We start from the raw sequence: 19,205 nt of genomic DNA, 5'->3' as shown, positions 1-19,205 counted from the left end.
TGTCGGCTCCGTCCGCAAAGTATCATCTGACGAACAAGAAATTCACGGCAGCGATGAGCAGGGTGACGTCAATGATTGTGACGAACAGTCTCTCTGACACGCGGTCGAGAACCTTCTTACCGGCAAACGCGCCGGCGAGCATAAACGGCACAAGGATTAGTCCGATAAGCAGCGTCGTTTCGCCAATGACGTTGGCGCCGCCGAGGACGCCGAGCTTGGCGATTTGCATTACAGTTGTAGCCAATGCGTCGGTGCCGATATAAGAGCCTCGTATCAATCCAAAGGCGAGAAAAAACGGCGCCATCAACGGGCCGACGCCTTCGAGCAGTCCGTTCAAGAGGCCGAACACGGCGCCTAGCGGAGCAAACAGTTTGGCGGATTCGAATTTTGGCGGGAGCGGCCTGAGACGGTGCCAGATCACGATCACGAGCAGAAATCCGCCCAAGATACGCATCAATACGACCGGAGGCGTTACGACGAAAAGCCAGCTCCCTGCCAGCGCGAGCGGGATTGAGCCAAGGGAAAACCAGCCAACCACCGGGAGCGAAATTTCCTTGCGGTTGAACCAGACGCGACCCAGATTTGAGGCGAGGTTGGCGATCGTCAAGATCGGCAGCGCTTCGCGCACTCCGACAAAGACCGAGAGCACAGGCAACAGGATCGCCGTGCTGCCCGAGCCGGCAATGGCCCCGATCGACGAAGCGCAAAAGGCGGTCGCGGCCAAGACAAGATATCCGAGCCAGTCGATCAAAGTGCGGTCTCTTCTGGAAGATTGGTGGCTGGCGTAGACAAGAACCTCACGAGGCTCAGGCGAAGCATTCGGGTGAATGATGTAGCGCCGCAAAATCCCTTCCCGCGTAGTTGTCGAAGATGTAGTCGGCGTCGGATAGGCGAGGCTTGCGTAGAATGAGCCGTGTGGTGACGATGGATTCTGGTGGTGTTAGTACCATTGGGAATCGCACTTCAGCTTGGACCGACAATAGATTCTTGCCCTCACCCTCCGCCCTTTCCCGCTTTCGCAGCCGAGAGGACTCGGACTTGTTCACCGAGTTTCAGACCCCCTCGCCCATTCCGATGGGAGAGGGTAGGGGTGAGGGCATGTGATTCTAGAAAACATCCATTGTCGGAAAGCTCGCATTTCCGTGAATGCAGTCCCACAAATAAACAGCCAAACCCAGATCACCCGTCCACAAGGAATATCTCATGTGTCCGTACTGTCTGGTATGACGCTCCCACTGCCCGATCGCGTGCATCGCGAACGCGCGGGCGCGTGCGAGCCAAAATGATTCGCCCGTGCGTTGATGGAGTTTGAGAAACGCGTAACCGTTGCCAGCGGTGCCGTGGCAGAGGTTCGAACCTTTGGATAACGGGCTCGCTTTCCAAATGAGCTCGCCGCCGTTGGTAAGCAATCGATCAAAATCCTGATTGGTGCCAGCCGGCACTGCGGCAAGACAGGTGATCATGCCGGGAGCGCCGTGGCAGTGCTGCACAAGAAGTCCGCCACCGCGTACGTCAGGCGGCCAATTGGCGCAAGTGTCGTCAGCAGTTGCGGTTCGCGCAAGCGTGTCGGCGGCCAATTGTGCTACGAGCGAAACCGTTTCCGCATCGAGCAGCTCGCGGCCTTTGATGATCGAGAAAATATTCGCTGCGAAGCCGTGAACGGCGCCAAGGTAGAGGCTGGTTTGGCCGTAAAGGTCCTGCGTCCAAGTGTAGCAGTCGATGCCCTGTACTTTGACCAGCTCACTGAGGAGTTGTCCGACGTTCTTAACGTAGAGTTCTTTCCAGCGATCTTGGCCGGTGAAGCCATGCATGAACAGTGCGGCCAACATGGTGCCCGGCGTGCCCCACATGAACTCTCTGGCTGGATTCGCGACGTTCAATTCGATCGAGCGAAAGATCGCGTCCGCGAGGTCGTCGCTCGATCTTAGACGCCACTGCATAAGCTGAATTCCGACATCGCCCATCAAGTAGGAGAACGCGTCTGGCTCGGAAAGATTCAAGTCGGCTCGGTTCTCCGTGGCTAGTTGAGCGAGCGTGCTTGAGTAGTCTCTTGTCGCATTTGTCGCACCAACCCGGTGTAGATAATCCAGCGCCCAGATGACGCCTGCGGCGCCGAAGTAAAGCATTTTGAACGGGCGATCGGCGTGTGGTCGGTCTAGCGGGTGGGCGGGCCAAAGACGATGCGAATGGAAGCGTGCGTCGGCGTCGCGAACTATTTGTTCGATAGCGTCACGCGCTCGACTCTCGTCCCACTGTTGCTCGACGAGCGGTTCGTGTCTGGCGTGCTCGTACATCGCAAACTTTACAGATTCTCAATCTCGACGACCTCGACCGGTTCCGCCAGCTCGAATCCGAACACTTTCGAATAGAAGTAGAGCTCTGCTTCTAGCACACGTTTGATGTTCTCGGCTTTGCGAAAGCCGTGTTGTTCGCCTTCGAAGGTGAGATAGGCGACGGGCAATTTCTTAGCGCGTACCGCTTCGACCATTTTCTCGGCTTGATTGGGCGGGACGACTTTGTCTTCCAGACCTTGAAAGATGATCATCGGGCAGTTCAATTGGTCGGTGAAATGGATCGGCGAGCGCTCCATATAGAGATCGCGGCGCGCGGGGTAGGGACCGATGAGATTGTCCAAGTAGCGTGATTCGAACTTATGCGTGTCTTTCGCAAGCGCTTCCAGGTCGCTGATGCCGTACAGGCTCGCGCCGGCTTTGAATGCGTCCCGAAACGTCAATGCACAGAGCGTCGTGTAGCCGCCGGCGCTGCCGCCGCGGATGGCCATGCGATTGCCATCGACTAAACCTCGCTCGGCGAGATAGCGCGCGCCGTTGGCGCAGTCGTCGACGTCGACGATACCCCACTTGCCGTTCAACCGCTCGCGGTAGGCGCGGCCGTAACCCGAGCTGCCGCCATAGTTCACGTCGAGCACGGCGACGCCACGGCTGGTCCAATATTGGATGGAATACTTCAAAGACGCTGAGCTGGAGGAAGTTGGACCACCGTGGCTGATGACGACGAGGGGTGGTTTATCGTCGGCTGGCGCGGTGTAGTGGCGATTCTTTGGCGGATAGAAGTAGGCGTGTGCCGTTAGGCCGCCTTCCGTGGTAAATTCGATGGCTTGGGCTGCGGAGATGTAGCCGGCGTCGACCGAATTTTCTCGCGAGCGGCGCAAGATGGTCGTCTGTTTCGTCGATAAATCCAGAGAAACGATCGCGCTCGCTTTGGTTGCGGACGCGCCGATAAACAAAACTCGATTGCCGCTGACGCGGACCTGCGAGATTACCGAGAAGGGTAGATCAATGTTGGTTAGCTTGCCGTTATCGTTATTCAACGTCGCGAGGTAGTCGCGTCCGTTCTTGGCATAGGTGCAGATGATCTCGCTTGGAGAAGCGAAGCCGTAGAGACTCGTGCCAAAGGTCCAGTGAGGTTGGCCAAACTCGGCTTCCATCGGGCATAGCGCTTCAACGCGACCGTCACGCCAGCGATAAAGATTCCACCAACCGCTTTTATCCGAGATGAAATAGAGCGTGCCATTAGGCGACCATTCGGGCTGAAAGATCGATTCACGAATGCCCCCGGCAATTTGTGTTCGTTCGACGACATTGCCGGCGTCGTCTAGTTTTCCGAGCCAAAGCTCGGTGCCGTCCCACGGCATGTTAGGATGATTCCAAGTGAACCAGGCGAGTTGCAAACCGTCGGGACTCAGTCGCGGTGAAGAATAAAAATCGTTTCCCGAAACGATCACGGTGCCGGCATCTTCGCCGTTCAGACTAACCCGAACGATGGTGTTGACAGCTTCGCCGTCATCGCTGTGGTCTTCGCGGACGCAGATGAGAGAGTTTCTTTTTGCGTCGATCGGACCGTCTGCGTAACGGCATTTGCCTGCTGGCGTCAACGGTTCCGGCGTGGCCCCGCTTCTGTGAATATAAAGCCGTTGATCGCTGAAATTTGAAAAAACTACTGTGCCATTAGACACCGCGTAGTCACCGCCGCCGTACTCGTGCACGCGCGTGCGCGCGTTGAATCCAAGAGGAGTGATGTCGGTCGTTGTACCGCCAGGAGAGCGTTGGACAATAACTTTGCGCCCGCCTTCGTGCGCGCGGCGCTCGATCCAATAGATATTCTCACCGCCGAAGCGCACTTGCTCCAGGCCGATCTCACTGCTGGCGACGAGGTCGGAGGTGATGGGTGATTTCCAGGAGCCGTAAGGTGCGATTAACGAGGCCATTTTTGGTGCCTAATTTTTCCACATGCGAGAATCGAAGCGAAAGGGCAAGGGTTTGCCGATTTGGATCAGTTGGAAATCCCTGTGTTTCGGGTTGAGTAAGTAGTTGCGCTCCGATGGAATGAGTGCTGAAGGCACGGAGAGAGCAACTGATGAGCCTCTGGCAGCCCATAAGGAACCTATGGGCTTCAAAGCCTGTGGCGGGGGATGAGCGCGCCAGTTTTTGGGTAAGCGCGAGATATCGATGTGCTCGACTTTCACCTTCTCGGGAATCTCCGCCGGAATGGCGACTAGACCTGTCGGAGACACATCCGTGTCGAAATGGACAAACACTTCTAAGGCTGCGAGTGAAAGCGACATTGATGTGTACACGATGGCAGTGCCTGGAACATGCCAGCGTGCGCTAAACAGCCGCGCGCCTTCACCATCGAACTGGCGGTACTTTCTCGATGTGATGCGCCAGACTTGCACTAGCTGATGAGGCCGTGTTCAATACGCCCGAGGATTTCTTCGACCTGACGCACGCCAATGTCTGTGTCGAGCAATTCCAAAGGAACGACGTTGCCGAGAGCGCGGTTGGGACGGCGCAACCATTCAGCGGCTTTCGCCTTGCTTCCGAAGGTTTCGGTGGCCTGGGCACTAATTCGTGCTAGGCGCAATACTCGATCAGACTCGTCAGCGCGTAACTTTTGCTGTTTCTTGCGTCTCGCAATTGTGCGATGGGGCAGGTGCAGAGCGTTGGCGGCTTCATCGCGATCTAGACCGAGTCCCGCGGACAGTGCTTCGAAAGAGGCATAGGGCAGGCCCTCTTTGACCGTTTTTCGCAGATCTTCTAACGTTGAAATGCGACGTTTAAAAACTTTTCTTCCGCCGAGCGCATCTACAAGCAGTTCTGTCGAGAGCATGGATCACTCCTATGGCACAGAGTCTAGTGCCAAATGGCAGAAAAGGCAATGAAGGCACTTTGAACGGCTTTCTGTGGTGCAGCGGGCTGTCCTTGGCGTTCTTTGGCGCGAAGTATTCGATGCCAAGCGCTTTGCCGTGCTGCTTGATTTCGTCGATCAACTCGGGGGCGAAATAGTGAAAGATTGAAAAATCTCTTGTCTCTTTGAGCGGGCCCCGACTATGGCGTCGAGATGCAACTTCGAGCAATAGATTGGGCGATCAGAAATAGCTGCTATGCGATGGTCGGTGCAAATGGTATAACGGCGCCAACCAAGCTCGAAAGAGGTGTGCAATATGAAACTGTCCAAGCCGTTGATTGCGGCGGTGCTGCTACTTGGCGGTGGGTTGGCGCAAGCGCAGGTGCTTAACGTCGACGCCGCCAAGAAGGAGGGAAAGGTCGTCGCTTACGGCACCATCCTGCCGCAGATCATGGACCCGCTGCACCGGGGCTTCGAAAAAAAATATGGCGTCAAAGTCGAGTACTGGCGCGCCAGCGCGACGGCCGTGGTGGAGCGGGCACAAACCGAATGGCTGGCGGGCAAGCCGGGCTTTGATTTGACCTTCGCTATCAATGGCGCGCAAGCGCTGCTCAAGCAGACCGGTGTTTTTGCCAAGTTTACGCCGCCGTCGGCGGAGAAATTTCCCGCGGCTTTCAGAGACAAAGACGGCTTGTTGACGGCATGGCGCCACACGCCGATAGGCCTTCTTTACAACACCGAATTGGTAAAGCCGGCAGAGGCGCCGAGGAATTTCGACGATCTGTTGAACCCCAAGTGGAAAGGCAAGATCGTTATGCCGGATGCCTCGCGCCACACCAGCACGGCGCAGTTTCTGGTAAGTTTGAAAAGAATCATGGGAGACGGCTGGCTCGACTACGTCCGAGCGCTGGGCAAGCAAGCGCCGCTGCTCAAAGAATCATTTGCGCCGGTGCCGAACGACATCGTGCGCGGCGAGGCGCCGCTGGGGTTCACTTACATCCAGTACGTGCCCCAGGTGAAAGGGCCGCTCGCCTACGTCTTGATGGATAAGGTGTTGACCGACACCAACGATCTCGGTCTCAGCGGCAAAGCCGCCAACCCCAACGCGGCCCGGCTGTACATCGACTATCTTTGCTCAGCCGAAGGGCAGAAAATCCTGGCCGATCTTGGAGAGTTTGTCCTGTCGCCGGGGATTTTGCCGCCGATCAAGGACGCGGACAAAGTGACCGCGAACAGCATATTTATGGATAACCCGACGGCGGAGGAATACAAAAAACTTAGCGCCGAGTTTCGCCAGATCTTTTTGGGAAAATGACGGGTCGTGCCTTGTCAGTCATTTCAAGCTCGCGCCATGAGCTGCGGACGTCTTTTCGATGAAGCCGCTCTCACCTAACCGGCGGGCGACGCGGTTGTCGATGACCTCTTCAAGTTTTACATCGCCGACTTTAGGGTTGCGCAGTTTTAACAACCGCTGCACGTTGCGCAAGCCTTCGACGGACGGCAGCGGCGCGATGAATCGCGCCCCTACCTCGGAGCATCATTTGGGAAATTGTTCGAGCCATGCGGCGATGACGCTGACCGTTTGCGGTGTGTGACGATTGTAAAAATGGTTGGCGCCGCCGACGTACTCGTATTTGGATCCTGCACCCGCGGCAGCGACGATTTCCTTGGCGTACTCGTGAAAAAACGGCGGCTCGGCGCCGCCGGCGATGGCCAGCAATGGGCAGCCGACGTTTTTCGCATGCGGCCGGCAGTCGTTGCGGTCGTCCTTGCCGTACTTATTCAAGTGCGTGCGCGCAGTGAAGATGCCCGGTGTGGCGCCGACGTTGACCGACATGAGCGCTTCGGCGCTGCCTTCGTCGACCATGCGTTCTGCCTGGGCGATCAACTCGCGAAAGACCGGCTGGCGCTCGACCCGTTCAGAGTAAAACTGCTTCGGCGCTGAGCAGGAGACGATGCTGACGATGTCTCTGCGCTGTTGGGTGCCCTGATAAATGATCGATTTGATCGCGCCTAAACTGTGACCAATCAAGATGAAGCGGTGATAGCCGCGCGTCTTGAGAAAATCGATGGCGCCGTCGAGATCGGCGACGCAATCCTCCAACATCTCATAGGCCGAGCCGCCGAACTTGGTAAGGTTGCCGGCTCGCGAAATCCAATCATGGCCGCGGGTATTGATAACGAAGCTATGATAGCCGCGCGTCGCGAGATCTTGGCCGAAGGTGAACATGGGCGGCAGGTAGAAGTTCATCGCCACGCCGTGGACGAAGATCAACGCCAGGTCCGATTTTTCCTTTGGCGTTAGGAGCGCACCATGCAAGCGTTCGTGATCAGAAGTTCTGAAAGTACAGATTTCGGTTGTGTAGCTCATGGGAAAACCTAGAGGTAGAGCGCTGAGATGGAAAATTCAAACGGAAACTATGACCAGAGAGCAGGAATAGCAGCCAGCTATGGCATTCAGGCGGCGACTTGTTTCAGCCACGCGGCGATGATTTCTACCACCTCCGATTCGTGGCCGTGGTAGAAGTGGTCCGAACCTGGAACGATCTTAAACGCGGCGCTGGCGCCCCCGGCTTTGGCCAGTTCGGCCGCGTACTCGGGAAAGTATTTGTGCTCCGCGCCGCCGGCGATGGCCAAGTGCGGGCAGCCTAAGCGCCCAGCGTGGGGGCGCACGTCGTTCTGTTCGTGCTTGCCGTATTTATTAACGTAGGTTTCCGCTGAAAACAGCGCCAGCGCGCCGCTCGCCTTGGCCCAGAGAAATTCTTTGCCTTTGCCGTTTGCGATCATGGACTCGGCTTGCGCCATGACCTCTGTGAAATCGGCTTGGTCGGCCGCCCGGGCCGAATAGAACTGTTTCGGACAGGAGCAGGAAACCACGCCGACTACGTCTTTGCGCTGGCGCGTGCCTTGGTACATGAGCGACTTGACGCAGCCGAGACTGTGGCCAACGAGAATGAAGCGGCGGTAGCCAAGCTGGCTGAGTCTTGCGAGCGCCGCGTCGTAATCTTTCGTGCTGTCTTCGAACTTTTCATAGGTGGCGCCGCAAAATCCGGTCAGATCACCGGCGCGATTGATCCAATCGTGGCCGCGCGTGTTGATGACAAAACAGTGATGGCCTTGCTCAGCCAGTGCTGGTCCGAATGTTGCCAGCGGCGGCAGATAAAAATTCATCGCCACGCCGTGGACCATCAGCAACGCGAGGTCGGATTTCTGCTCCCGTGGTGTAAACAGCAAACCGTGCAGCGTTTCGTTGTCGCTGGTCCGAAAACTCAAAAGTTGTGTTTCTATCTTCATCTCACTTGCCGTACTCCGCCGCGATCTTTTCAAAAAAGCCGCTGTCGTCGATGCGCTTCATGACCGTCGAATCGATCAGGCTCTCGACTTTGAGCGCGCCGATCTTGGGATTGCCCGACGCTAGCAAGCGCTGCAGGGTGCGCATGGCTTCGAGGGAAACGTAGGGCTTGCGGCCTTCCTCCAGGCGGACGAGTGTGGTGACGTCTTGATATGCGCCTTCGGCGGCGGCGGGGTCGGACAAACGAAATTGTTTAGCGAGCGTCTCCAATACGGCGGGCTTGTTGCGCGGATGACCGGTGAAGGCCATGCCTTCGATGAGGGCCATCATGACGCCCTGCAACGTCTCGGCGTTCTTTTGCAGATAGGGCGCTTCGACGAGAATGGTCATGCCAACCGATTGTAGTTTAGTTTGCTCGCAGCGACCGAGGATGGTGAAGCCTTTTTCTGCCAAGCGACGGCTTAAAAAGGGCGGCACCACCGTGACATCGATGAGGCCGGCTTCGATGGATTGCGCCAGCACGGTGACATCACCGATGACGATCATCTGAATGTTGTCGCGCTTTTCGTCCATGCCGAAGTGCTCCAGCCAGACGGTGGCGGTTTTCCAGACGCCGCCGCCGACGCTCTGCACGCCGAAGCGCTTGCCGGCGATTTCCTTCGGGCTTTTGATGTTGGGCCGAGCGACCAGGTCGAGGCTTTCGCGGCTGGAGAGGCTGCCGACCAGTTTCATGTCGCGGCCGCCGACCGCGGCTTGTATTGCCGTGGGCGCGCCGCCATAGGCGATCTGGGTATCGCCGGAGACCAGCGTCGCGATCTGCGCCGGGTTGCCGCGCACCCAGACGAGCTTCGATCGAACGCCGTACTTGTTGAAGAAATTTTGCCGCTGGGTGACCCACAGCGGTATCGCCGAGGTGCTCATGCTGGCGTGGGAGATGATCACCTCGCTGGGAGCCGCGCCGGCGCGGCATTCGACGGCGCCGATCGCAACGATCGTCAGCAACGCAATGATAACAACTGGCGCGATGTGGGTCTTCATGAAAAGTCCCCCCGATGACTCGGACTATAGCTGCAACGAATTTGGCGATGCAACTGGGAATCCCTCGTTTTGAGATCAACGCATCCACGCCGATGCTCGGAGTCTGCGATTTCAAATCTCAGATCTCAAAAACACCCAAGCAAGCCTAGGAATTTATTCGACTCAAACTATTCTTGACATTCCTGATTGATTTACTTAGGTTAGGGCTCCCGAGACAAATAGTCATGAAGCTTAGCTCCAAAGGCCACTATGGTTTGCTGGCGCTCGCCGAGCTTGTCGAAAACTACAAGCTCCGACGGGCGGTGCAGGTCAAAGAGATTGCCGTCAACCGCAATATTCCGCCGCAGTACCTTGGACAGATTATGGTCTTGCTCAAGCGCGGCCAGCTGGTGCATGGCGCGCGCGGTCCGTCGGGGGGCTACGTGTTGGCGCGCCCGCCCGAGACAATTACTGTCAAAGAAGTGATTCACGTGTTGGAAGGGCCGGCGGCCGACTTCGAGATGAAAGCGCAGCTAGAAAGCCGTTCCTATTCTTCGCTGTTGACGCACCGGCTGCTCGACACTTGGGCGCGCGGCTTGCGCGCGATGGAAACTGTGTTGGAGGAAACCACCCTGGCCGATCTGTGCAAGCCTGAAGAGCCGGCGCTGATGTACTACATTTAAAAATTTTTTGCCCTATTTCTGAGTGAAATAATCAAAATAGTATTTTTATCTGCTGGCAGTGAAATAATGGAGGAAAGCCATGACAACGAGCTGGAAAGAAAAACTCGGCGACGAAATCCCCGCGGAGCTGGGCCGCGAGATCGATGTTTTCGAGCAGCAGATGGAGCTGCGCAAGCAGGGGAAGATCGACGAGAAAGTCTTCGCCGAGACGCGCCTGCGCCGCGGCATCTATGGCCAGCGCTACGACAACGGCCAGCGCCATGACGGCAAGCGCGTGCAAAAGCTGAAACTCAACGCCGACTTGATCAAGGGCCCCGACACGTTGTGGGATGCGCCGGGCATGATGCGCATCAAGATTCCCTTTGGCGGCGTGACGCCGGAGCAGCTGGAGACTCTCGCCGATCTGTCCGAAGAATACGCCGATGGCGTGACGCACGTAACAACGCGTCAGGATTTTCAATTTCATTACGTGCACATCGACGACACACCGGCGCTGATGCGGCGGCTTGCGGCGGTCGGCATCACGACGCGCGAAGCTTGCGGCAACGTCGTGCGCAACGTGACGGCTTGCCCGCTGGCGGGTATCTGCCATGAAGAAAGCTTCGACACGACGCCCTACGCCAAAGCCTGCTCCAAGTTCTTGATGGGGCATCCCGACACGCAGGACTTCGGCCGCAAAGTCAAAATCGCTTTCTCGGGCTGCGAGCAAAATCCCTGCGGGCTCGTCACCATGCACGACTATGGCGCCATCGCCAAAGTGCGCACGGTTGACGGTCGGAAAGAGCGCGGCTTTGCTTTCTACGTCGGCGGCGGTTTGGGCTCGGTGCCCTACAAAGCGAAGTTGTTCGATGAATTCTTGCCCGAAGCGGAGTTGCTGCCAACCATGCAGGCGATCTCGCGCGTGTTTGCGCGGCTGGGCGAGAAGCGCAACCGGGCGCGGGCGCGGATTAAATTCTTAGTCGCCCAGTTGGGCATCGACGAATTCAAAAAGCTGGTTGCCGAGGAGCGGCAGAAGCTGCCGCACGATCCACGCTGGACGGAATTCCTCGCTTCGGTAAACGAGCCATCGGAGCAACCGCTCAAAGCAGGCATTAGTTTGAACGGCCACGCGCGGCCAGATGGATTCGACGCTTGGTATAAGACCAACGTCTACAGGCAGCGCCAGCCTGGTTATGTTGCCGCTACTGTGAGCCTGCCGTTGGGTGACGCCGGCGCGGACCAGCTGCGCGCTCTGGCTGACATTGCGCGCCGCTTTGTCAAAGACACGCTGCGCACGACCGTGGAGCAGAACCTGCTTTTTCGCTGGGTGAGCGGGGCGGACTTGCCGGAATTTTATCAGGCGATCAAAGCGATCGGGCTGGGGGCCGCCGATGCGGCGACGATCATTGACGTGACCTCATGCCCCGGCACGGACACTTGTAAGCTTGGCATCGCCTCCTCGCGCGGTCTGGCGCGCGAGCTGCGCCAGCGCTTGGGCGAGAAGAGCTTGGAGCTCGACGAGGCGGTGAAGAGTCTGCGCATCAAAGTCAGCGGCTGCTTCAACTCCTGCGGCCAACATCACGTCGCGGACATCGGTTTTTATGGCATCAACCGCAACATCAAAGGCTTTGCCGTGCCGCATTTTCAAGTGATCTTGGGCGGCAAATTTCACGATAACGCCGGCGAGTACGGCGTGCCGATCGGCGCCGTGCCGTCGAAAAGAATCCCCGAAGCGGTGGCGTCGATCACCGAGTTCTATGTGCGCGCGCGGCAGAAAGGCGAGCGCTTTCAGGCGTTCGTTGCTCGTGTCGGCAAGAAACAGATCAAGGATTTGCTCGAAGACTTGACCAAAATTCCATCGCCTGACGTCGACCGGTCTTACTACAGCGACTGGGGCGACCCGCGCGAGTTTACCCTCGCTGACATCGGCGTCGGCGAATGTGCCGGCGAAGTCGTCAGCGCCGCGGAGTTTTCTTTGGCGGCGAGCGAACGCGAGCTGTTCGAAGCGCAGCTCTTGCTCGACGCCGGCCACACCCAACCGGCGGCCAAGGCAGCGTACGCATCCATGGTGCGCGCCGCGCGCGGCTTGGTGCAGGCGCAGAATCCGGCGATTGGTGAAAATGAGGATCAGATCATCGGCGAGTTCACGCGGCGCTATTACGGCACGCAGCTTTTCTGGGACAAATACGCCGGCGGCAAGTTCGCCGAGTATATTTTTAAGGCCAAGGAATTCGTGGGTAACGGCGACAATGTTGATGGCGACCGCGCCACGCAACTGTTGCAAGAGGCGCAGCTATTTATCGACGCGGCGCACGATTGCCACAATAAACTGGTCGCTAAGGTGCAGAGTCCGGTGGAGATTGCCGTGGCGCAGCCGGTGGCGTGAGGGAAAATCTCCCCTAACCCCTCCCTTCGACTAGGCTCAGGACAGGCTTTGCCAAGGAGGGGAACCGGATTCAGAAGGTGGATTGATTTTCCCCCTTTGAAAAAAAGGACACAGGGGGATTTTCTGGAGCTATGAACATGGAACTACAAAAACTCGCCGTCAAAATTTTCACCGAAAAACCCAACAGCATCCCATTGACCGATTTCATCGACGTCTTTCACAGTTGGATTCAGGCCACCGACGGCGTCTACCACGACGTCGCCGACTACAGCCACATGGCCGCCGGACCGGGGGTCGTGCTGGTGGCTAACGGCGCCAACGTCGGTATCGACGAGACCGACAATCGCCGCGGCTTGCTGTTTACCCAGAAAGCTCCGGTACGAGGATCGAGCGGCGAAGTCGTCAAAGCCGCCCTACGTGCCGCGTTGGAGAGCTGCCGAAAACTGGAGAGCGATGCCAGGCTCAAAGGCGAGCTGAGTTTTTCCGGCCGAGAGATCAAGATCGCAGTGAACGACCGATTATTGGGACCGAATACCGAAGCTGCATTTGCCGAGTTGAAGCCAGAGGTCGAAGGTTTGGCGCACGCATTGTTCGCCGGCGCGGCATTCACCGTACAGCGCGACACTGATCCGCGCAAACGACTCAATGTTACGCTCCAAGCGCAGCAGCCGTTCGACGCCGCGGCGCTGCTCGCCAATCTGGCGCGCACCTAGCAGAGCAAATCTCGATGGCAACAGGCAAAGTCTATCTTGTCGGCGCTGGTCCGGGGGATCCGGACCTATTGACGGTGCGCGGCTTGAAGTTGTTGCGCGCCGCGCAGGTTATCGTTTACGACCAACTCGTCAATGCCGTGTTGTTGCAGGAGGCAGCGCCCGACGCCCAGCAGATCTTTGTCGGCAAACAGGCTGGTCGCCATTCCATCGCGCAAAACGACATCAACGAAGTCCTGATCAATTACGCGTTGCAGGGCTGCCAAGTCGTGCGCCTCAAAGGCGGCGATCCGTTTGTCTTTGGTCGGGGTAGCGAAGAAGCGGAGGTGCTAGCGGCCGCGGGAATTCCGTTCGAGATCGTTCCCGGTGTCAGCTCGGCCATCGCGGCGCCGGCCTACGCGGGGATTCCGCTGACGCATCGAAACTATGCCTCCTCTTTCGCGGTGGTCACGGGCCATGAAGCGATCAAGTCGAAATCGTCGGTGGACTGGGCCAAGCTCGCCACGGCGGTCGATACGCTGGTGATTCTCATGGGGCTGCACAACATTCGCTCCATCGTCGAAAAACTGCTAGCCCATGGCCGGCCGCTGGCGACACCGGTGGCGGTAATTCACCGGGGAACGACAGCCAAACAGGAAACCGTTGTCGGCACGTTGGCCGATATCGTCGAGAGAAGCGCTGGCATCAAATCGCCGGCGCTGGTCGTGGTCGGCGAAGTGGTACGTCTGAGACAAACGTTGGCTTGGTTCATGTCAGACCGGGAGCTCGTGCAGGAGATGGTTGCGCAACGGCCGGATACGGATCGAATGACGGAGAGATAAGCCTATGGATGAGCCATTGTTTGAGTGGCGCGAGCGACAGCTCGCCGAAGAATTGCTCCGCTGGGCGGAGGAAATGAAATATTTCAGCGACGAACCGTTTGTCTGTGATGCGTTTCACGGGTTAAATGTAAATAACACTATGATCGACAACGTGGCGCGAGAGGCAGACAAGTTCAATGGGTTATTTACCGATTTACGTCGAAATGAACGGGCGCCCCTGCTTAGTGGTGGGTGGCGGCACGGTGGCGGAGCGCAAGATCGCCGCTCTGCTTGAAAACGGTACCGAGGTGACAGTGGTCAGCCCCGAAGTGACGGACAACGTCGCGCGCTGGTCCAAGCAAGGTTTGCTGAAACTTTTGGCGCGCCGTTATCGCGCCGGCGACACCGTCGGGTTCAATATTGTTTTTGCCGCCACCGACGACCCAGATTTGAACGAGGCGGTCTATCGCGAATGCCAAAACGGCGGCACCTTGATCAATTCGGCGGACGACCCAGATCGCTGCGACTTTATTCTTCCCTCGGTGCTGCGGCGCGGCGACTTGACCGTGGCGGTCTCCACCGGTGGCCAGAGTCCCGCGCTGGCGCGCACGATCCGGGAGGAGTTAGAGCTTTATTTCACCGCCGAATACGAAGCCTTGGTGAAACTTGCGGCCGAGGTGCGTGCAGAGCTGCACCAGAGAGGCATCAGCCTGCCGTTCGAAAGTTGGCAAAAGGCGCTGGGCGGCGAGGTGCGTCAGCTGTTGATGCGCGGTGATCAAGCCAAGGCGCGGGCGATGTTTCTCAAAGACTTGAACGTTCAGCTGTAATTCGGTGGAAGCTGGCCCACGGCAAGGATTAAGCGGGTTGCGCGTCGTTTCCTTGGAGAGCCGGCGCGCGGTGGAAATGGGCGAGCTGATTCGCCGCTACGGCGGCGAGCCGATTGTCGCTCCGTCCATGCGCGAAGTACCGCTCAGCGAAAACCGCGCGGCTTTAGATCTTCTCGCACAGATAGAAGGCGGCAAGTTCGATCTGCTCATTCTTCTCACAGGTGTCGGCACAAAGGCGCTCAACGAAACGCTGCTCGGTCAATATCCACAAGAGAAAATCGTCGCTGCGCTCAGGCAGGTGCAACTGGTCGCGCGCGGCCCCAAACCCGTGGCAGCCCTGAAGGAACTCGGGTTGCAGCCCACGCTCGTGGCGCCGTCGCCCAATACCTGGCGTGAATTGTTGGCGACGCTGGATGGCGCCTTAGACTTGCCGGGCAAGCGCATCGCGATTCAAGAATACGGCATCGCCAATCCGCAATTGATCGCGGCGCTGGAGCAGCGCGGTGCGCAAGTTACTTCGATGCCGATCTATCGCTGGGCGTTGCCGGAAGATATCGCCCCGCTGAGAGACGCAACGTTCAATATTCTTAACGGCACCGTCGACGTTGTACTGTTTACCAACGGCGCGCAGGTCGATCATCTTTTCAAGATTGCCGCCTACGACAAAGCCGAGGTGCCGTTGCGAGCCGCCCTCAAGAAAATCGTCGTGGCTTCAGTCGGTCCGGTTTGCACCGAAGTGCTGGAACAAGTTGGGATCAAACCAGATGTCGAGGCAGCGCCGCCGAAGATGGGATCGCTCGTCGCGCAGGCGGCGGCGATTGCGCGGAACATTCTCGCCGATAAACAGCGGAGCGCATTGGCTGAGGACGAGTGTCGCTAGCGGGTGCGTAAGCATTGCGCTATGATGCGGCTCGAAGGATAGAAAGATCGTCGTGCTCGCGGTCCTGCACCTCAGTCGAAATCCACGGGAGTGGCAACGCCGTATTAGGTAGCAGGCGCCCCGCGTTGAAGTTCTTCAGCAAACTTCTCGTCGTTACCGTGCTTGGCTCCGTCGTGGCCATCAACATCGTTGCCTTTATGCAGGCGCGGGCGATGACGCGCTTTGTCGAAGGCGGCGAGCGCACGGCCCGGCCGGAACAGCTTGGCCTAATGGACAAACTCGGTGTTGTCGTTGCCGGCGTCAACGTCCCCCGGCCGCGCAACGGCAATACACCGGCGCAATTTGCTTTGCCGTTTACGACGCACCGGATTCCTGCCAACGATGGCGCTGTCCTCGATGCTTGGCACATTGCGGGCAAAGACAATCGGCCGTTGATCCTGATGTTTCACGGCTACGCGGTCAGCAAATCGACGCTGGTGAGCACGGCGCGCGTATTCCATGCTCTTGGTGCGTCGGCCCTGCTCGTGGATTTCTACGGTTCGGGCGATTCGTCGGGGAGCGGCACGACGATTGGGGTGAAGGAGGCTGATGATGTGGCTGCTGTTGTGAACTATGCGAAGCGAGCTTGGCCAGATCGAAGGCTTGTCCTGTACGGCATGTCGATGGGAGGAGCGGCGGTGCTGCGCGCGGTGGCGGCAAATGGGGTTCAGCCCGATGGCGTTATTATCGAGGCGGTCTTCGACAGTTTGCTCAACACCGGCAGGAATCGCTTCCGGGCGATGGGACTGCCGAGCTGGCCGCTTGCCGAGCTGCTGCTGTTTTGGGGCAGCGTTCAGAAACGCTTCAACTTTTTTGCCCACAATCCGGCCGACTATGCGCGCGCCGTTCGATGCCCGACGTTGATCCTCCATGGCGACAAGGATGCCCGCGTCTCGGCTGCCGAGGCGGGGCGCATCGCCGAATCCATGGGCGCGCGCGCCAAGTTCGTCTTGTTTGCCGGCGTGCCGCATACGCCGATCGTTGCCGCGACGCCGGGAAAATGGCGCGAGACCGTGGGAGAATTTTTGGTGCAGTTCTAGCAGGCTACCGAAAACTCTTCGGAGCCCTTCGACAGGGTTGAGAGCCCGCCCCGAGCCTGCCGAAAGGACGAATGGACCCGAGGTTGAAATCGTTGGGAACGATCCGTTCATGCTGAGCTTGTCGTAGCATTCTTACGAGTTTTGTGGTGTTAACGATTCATGATCTGGGAGGAATGGGGATCACATGAATTCTGATTTTGCCCATGTTTTGCAACAGCTGGTGCGCGGTCGAAAGGTCGCGGCCTTGGGAACGCTCCACGGCGGGAAGCCGTTCGTCTCGATGGTGCCGTTTGCCGTCGCCGCCGACGGCGCGCTGGTGATCCACGTGAGCAAACTTGCCTCCCACACCCGCGATATGCTGAAAAACCCTGAAGTCAGTATGTTGATCGCGGAGTCGGAAAGCTCGGAGAAAATGGCGCAGGCGTTGGCGCGTGTGACCCTACAAGGCCGGGCGCGCGTGCGCGAGCGTGATCACAAAGGCTACGCCGCCGCGAGGGCAGCCTACGCTGAACGTTTTCCCGACGCGGCGCCGCTGTTCGAATTTTCCGATTTTAAGCTGTTCGTCGTTAGAGCTCTGTCGGCGCGTTTGATTGCCGGCTTCGGCCAAGCGGTCACAATCGACGCGGCGGAATTTAAGTCGGGCATTTCTGCTTAGAGACTTGGCTTATGCAAGCGCCCCAATTGCCGGCACCGTATCAGGAAGCCGCACTGAACATGTTTTACAACCTGTTGTTTTGTGACGAGCCGTCGCTTTTCAAGCCTAAAACAATGGAAGCCACGCTGGCGTGGCAAGATGTGCTGTTCAATCCCGCGGCGCAAGAAAGCCAGATTAGGAGCCTTGCCGACGATGCCGGCGAAGAGAGCCGCATTCGGTTGCTCGCCTATAATTTGCTGCGCGCCCAAGGCCACGCCGTGCCGGCGCGCACGATACTCGGGCTGGTTGTCGAAGTGGCGCTGCCGGGTGGGCTCGATGTTTTGGCGGCCTATGCCGATCGGCGCGTGCGCTATATCAACCACAGCGGCAAAGTCGCAGTCTTCGAAGGCGCGCCGCCGGAGCTGGCGGCGAAGGCGAAGGAAGCCGTCGAGTTTGCGCAGGTGGCCGTCAATCAAATCGGTCCGTGGGACATGCCACGTCTGCCGGCGCCGAAACCGGGCAACGTGCGATTGACGTTTCTGGTTTCAGACGGCTTGTATTTTGGCGAAGGCCCGTTCGCTGTGATGCAGGACGAGCCGATGGCAGCGCCGATCATTCAAAAGGCGAGCGAGCTGTTACAGTTGATTGTCAACGCGGCCGCCGAAGAGTGAGAATCAGGCCGGGCGAGGCACGGCTTGACACTCGTGGCTAGTGCCGGTAGCTGTGCTGGAACAGAAATTGGACGGATCGGACGGCTAGGACGGATATGACGAATCGAAGACAAATTTTCAGTCTTACTTTACTCGCGCTGCTGTGTTTATTGCCCGCGCGTTTGCAGGCGCAAAAGTTCGTTCAGGCTTACTCGTCGATCAGCGCGCTAAACGCGACGTTCTGGACCATCCAGGACGCGGGCTTTGCCAAGCAGGAGGGGATCGACACCGAGCTGGTTTACATTCCGAGCTCGTCGACGGTGGCGCAGGCGACCTTAGCCGGAGAAGTGATGATCTCACCGGCCAACGGCCAGGTCATCGTTGACGTCGGTTTACAGGGCGGCGATCTGGTCGCCATGGGCGGCATCACGAACGTGGTGGCGTTCTACATCATGGCGACGCCGGAGATAAAAACCGTCAACGACCTGAAGGGCAAAACCGTCGGTGTGACCCGCTTTGGCTCGTCCGGGGATGTCGGCATTCGCATGTTCTTGACCAAGTATGGGCTCGAACCGATCAAGGACGTGCCGTTGGTGCAGTTCGGCGGGCTGCCGGAAATCGCCACGGCGATGTCGAAGCGCACCGTGCATGCGGCGGCGTTCTCCCAGCCGATGGCCTACCACGCGCAGCAGGGCGGCGCGCATATGATCGCGAATTTATCGAAAGAAAATATTCCGTTCCTGCACGTCGGCATCACCACCACGCGCAAGTTCGTGCGCGAGCGGCGCAGCCAGGCCAAAGCCTATCTGCGCGCCTACGGCCGCGCCGTTCATTTCATGCACACACGCAAGGAAGAGGCGAAGGCGATTATTTCCAAATACACCAAGATCAAAGATCCGGCTATTCTCGAGGGCAGTTTGGTCTATGGCTACGACTTCATCGAAAAAGTGCCGCTGGTGAAACCGCCGGCCTTTCAAATAAGCATCGAGGACAGCGCCAAGAAAAATCCCAAGGCTAAAACCGCCAAGCCGGAGCAGTTCTACGACAACAGCCTGGTGCAGGAGTTGATCGACGAAGGGTTTTTCACCAAGCTGTGGGGCAAAAGTCCGCTTTAGTTAAA

At 58.1% G+C, this 19,205-nt stretch carries 19 protein-coding genes; 11 read left to right on the top strand and 8 right to left on the bottom strand.

Features of this window, described 5'->3' with window-relative positions; all coding sequences use genetic code 11:
• Positions 1–22: 22 nt before the first annotated feature.
• The 5 genes from FJ145_10165 to FJ145_10145 all read right to left on the bottom strand — a co-directional run bounded on the left by FJ145_10165 (position 23) and on the right by FJ145_10145 (position 5,130).
• The gene (locus FJ145_10165) at positions 23–847 is read right to left on the bottom strand and encodes a sulfite exporter TauE/SafE family protein (GenBank protein ID MBM4261784.1); all 825 of its coding nucleotides are present in this window, start codon (positions 845–847) and stop codon (positions 23–25) included.
• Between the two features lie 259 nt (positions 848–1,106).
• The gene (locus FJ145_10160; protein MBM4261783.1) at positions 1,107–2,294 is read right to left on the bottom strand and encodes a lanthionine synthetase; all 1,188 of its coding nucleotides are present in this window, start codon (positions 2,292–2,294) and stop codon (positions 1,107–1,109) included.
• Between the two features lie 8 nt (positions 2,295–2,302).
• A complete protein-coding gene (locus tag FJ145_10155) occupies positions 2,303–4,228 on the bottom strand; it encodes a S9 family peptidase (GenBank protein MBM4261782.1) in 1,926 nt (641 codons plus the stop codon).
• 9 nt (positions 4,229–4,237) lie between these two features.
• Complete coding sequence (locus FJ145_10150) at positions 4,238–4,696, bottom strand: RES domain-containing protein (GenBank protein ID MBM4261781.1); 459 nt, start codon at positions 4,694–4,696, stop codon at positions 4,238–4,240.
• Positions 4,696–5,130, bottom strand: coding sequence for a DUF2384 domain-containing protein (locus FJ145_10145; protein ID MBM4261780.1), 435 nt, complete (start codon positions 5,128–5,130; stop codon positions 4,696–4,698). Before FJ145_10145 ends, FJ145_10150 begins: the two co-directional genes overlap by 1 nt.
• Before the next feature lie 334 nt (positions 5,131–5,464).
• Between FJ145_10145 and FJ145_10140 the strand changes: the two genes are divergently transcribed.
• The gene (locus tag FJ145_10140) at positions 5,465–6,463 is read left to right on the top strand and encodes an extracellular solute-binding protein (GenBank protein MBM4261779.1); all 999 of its coding nucleotides are present in this window, start codon (positions 5,465–5,467) and stop codon (positions 6,461–6,463) included.
• Positions 6,464–6,685: 222 nt separating this feature from the next.
• Here FJ145_10140 and FJ145_10135 read toward each other — a convergent pair whose 3' ends face one another.
• From FJ145_10135 to FJ145_10125, 3 genes are all read right to left on the bottom strand, one after another.
• Entirely contained in the window at positions 6,686–7,519 is an 834-nt protein-coding gene (locus tag FJ145_10135) for an alpha/beta hydrolase (GenBank protein MBM4261778.1), read from the bottom strand.
• Between the two features lie 86 nt (positions 7,520–7,605).
• Entirely contained in the window at positions 7,606–8,442 is an 837-nt protein-coding gene (locus tag FJ145_10130; protein ID MBM4261777.1) for an alpha/beta hydrolase, read from the bottom strand.
• Between the two features lies 1 nt (position 8,443).
• Positions 8,444–9,478, bottom strand: a complete 1,035-nt coding sequence (locus tag FJ145_10125) for an ABC transporter substrate-binding protein (protein ID MBM4261776.1) — start codon at positions 9,476–9,478, stop codon at positions 8,444–8,446.
• Between the two features lie 224 nt (positions 9,479–9,702).
• Here FJ145_10125 and FJ145_10120 point away from each other — a divergent pair, with 224 nt between their 5' ends.
• The 10 genes from FJ145_10120 to FJ145_10075 all read left to right on the top strand — a co-directional run bounded on the left by FJ145_10120 (position 9,703) and on the right by FJ145_10075 (position 19,200).
• A complete protein-coding gene (locus tag FJ145_10120) occupies positions 9,703–10,140 on the top strand; it encodes an Rrf2 family transcriptional regulator (GenBank protein ID MBM4261775.1) in 438 nt (145 codons plus the stop codon).
• A gap of 79 nt (positions 10,141–10,219) precedes the next feature.
• Positions 10,220–12,505, top strand: coding sequence for a nitrite/sulfite reductase (locus FJ145_10115; GenBank protein ID MBM4261774.1), 2,286 nt, complete (start codon positions 10,220–10,222; stop codon positions 12,503–12,505).
• Positions 12,506–12,642: 137 nt separating this feature from the next.
• On the top strand, positions 12,643–13,218 hold the full coding sequence (locus FJ145_10110) for a hypothetical protein (protein ID MBM4261773.1): 576 nt from the start codon (positions 12,643–12,645) through the stop codon (positions 13,216–13,218).
• Between the two features lie 14 nt (positions 13,219–13,232).
• Complete coding sequence (gene cobA / locus FJ145_10105; protein MBM4261772.1) at positions 13,233–14,036, top strand: uroporphyrinogen-III C-methyltransferase; 804 nt, start codon at positions 13,233–13,235, stop codon at positions 14,034–14,036.
• 176 nt (positions 14,037–14,212) lie between these two features.
• On the top strand, positions 14,213–14,842 hold the full coding sequence (locus FJ145_10100) for a bifunctional precorrin-2 dehydrogenase/sirohydrochlorin ferrochelatase (protein MBM4261771.1): 630 nt from the start codon (positions 14,213–14,215) through the stop codon (positions 14,840–14,842).
• A gap of 76 nt (positions 14,843–14,918) precedes the next feature.
• Entirely contained in the window at positions 14,919–15,722 is an 804-nt protein-coding gene (locus FJ145_10095) for a uroporphyrinogen-III synthase (GenBank protein ID MBM4261770.1), read from the top strand.
• A 125-nt stretch (positions 15,723–15,847) separates the two neighbouring features.
• Positions 15,848–16,801: an alpha/beta fold hydrolase gene (locus FJ145_10090; protein MBM4261769.1), complete on the top strand. Its 954-nt coding sequence runs from the start codon at positions 15,848–15,850 to the stop codon at positions 16,799–16,801.
• A 184-nt stretch (positions 16,802–16,985) separates the two neighbouring features.
• Positions 16,986–17,456, top strand: a complete 471-nt coding sequence (locus FJ145_10085; GenBank protein MBM4261768.1) for a hypothetical protein — start codon at positions 16,986–16,988, stop codon at positions 17,454–17,456.
• A gap of 11 nt (positions 17,457–17,467) precedes the next feature.
• Complete coding sequence (locus FJ145_10080; protein ID MBM4261767.1) at positions 17,468–18,106, top strand: hypothetical protein; 639 nt, start codon at positions 17,468–17,470, stop codon at positions 18,104–18,106.
• 95 nt (positions 18,107–18,201) lie between these two features.
• On the top strand, positions 18,202–19,200 hold the full coding sequence (locus FJ145_10075) for an ABC transporter substrate-binding protein (GenBank protein ID MBM4261766.1): 999 nt from the start codon (positions 18,202–18,204) through the stop codon (positions 19,198–19,200).
• Positions 19,201–19,205 lie beyond the last annotated feature (5 nt).

The organism is Deltaproteobacteria bacterium (assembly GCA_016874755.1).
Classification (GTDB): Bacteria; Desulfobacterota; Binatia; order UBA9968; family UBA9968; genus DP-20.
Note: the sequence above shows the minus strand (reverse complement) of the source record. Positions and strands in the feature narration are given on the sequence as shown.

Coding starts and splice junctions, on each gene's coding strand:
- FJ145_10160 (MBM4261783.1), bottom strand. CDS start 2,294: ATGTACGAGCACGCCAGACACGAACCGCTCGTCGAGCAACAGTGGGAC.
- FJ145_10155 (MBM4261782.1), bottom strand. CDS start 4,228: ATGGCCTCGTTAATCGCACCTTACGGCTCCTGGAAATCACCCATCACC.
- FJ145_10145 (MBM4261780.1), bottom strand. CDS start 5,130: ATGCTCTCGACAGAACTGCTTGTAGATGCGCTCGGCGGAAGAAAAGTT.
- FJ145_10140 (MBM4261779.1), top strand. CDS start 5,465: ATGAAACTGTCCAAGCCGTTGATTGCGGCGGTGCTGCTACTTGGCGGT.
- FJ145_10135 (MBM4261778.1), bottom strand. CDS start 7,519: ATGAGCTACACAACCGAAATCTGTACTTTCAGAACTTCTGATCACGAA.
- FJ145_10130 (MBM4261777.1), bottom strand. CDS start 8,442: ATGAAGATAGAAACACAACTTTTGAGTTTTCGGACCAGCGACAACGAA.
- FJ145_10125 (MBM4261776.1), bottom strand. CDS start 9,478: ATGAAGACCCACATCGCGCCAGTTGTTATCATTGCGTTGCTGACGATC.
- FJ145_10120 (MBM4261775.1), top strand. CDS start 9,703: ATGAAGCTTAGCTCCAAAGGCCACTATGGTTTGCTGGCGCTCGCCGAG.
- FJ145_10115 (MBM4261774.1), top strand. CDS start 10,220: ATGACAACGAGCTGGAAAGAAAAACTCGGCGACGAAATCCCCGCGGAG.
- FJ145_10110 (MBM4261773.1), top strand. CDS start 12,643: ATGGAACTACAAAAACTCGCCGTCAAAATTTTCACCGAAAAACCCAAC.
- cobA (MBM4261772.1), top strand. CDS start 13,233: ATGGCAACAGGCAAAGTCTATCTTGTCGGCGCTGGTCCGGGGGATCCG.
- FJ145_10100 (MBM4261771.1), top strand. CDS start 14,213: ATGGGTTATTTACCGATTTACGTCGAAATGAACGGGCGCCCCTGCTTA.
- FJ145_10095 (MBM4261770.1), top strand. CDS start 14,919: ATGGGCGAGCTGATTCGCCGCTACGGCGGCGAGCCGATTGTCGCTCCG.
- FJ145_10085 (MBM4261768.1), top strand. CDS start 16,986: ATGAATTCTGATTTTGCCCATGTTTTGCAACAGCTGGTGCGCGGTCGA.
- FJ145_10080 (MBM4261767.1), top strand. CDS start 17,468: ATGCAAGCGCCCCAATTGCCGGCACCGTATCAGGAAGCCGCACTGAAC.
- FJ145_10075 (MBM4261766.1), top strand. CDS start 18,202: ATGACGAATCGAAGACAAATTTTCAGTCTTACTTTACTCGCGCTGCTG.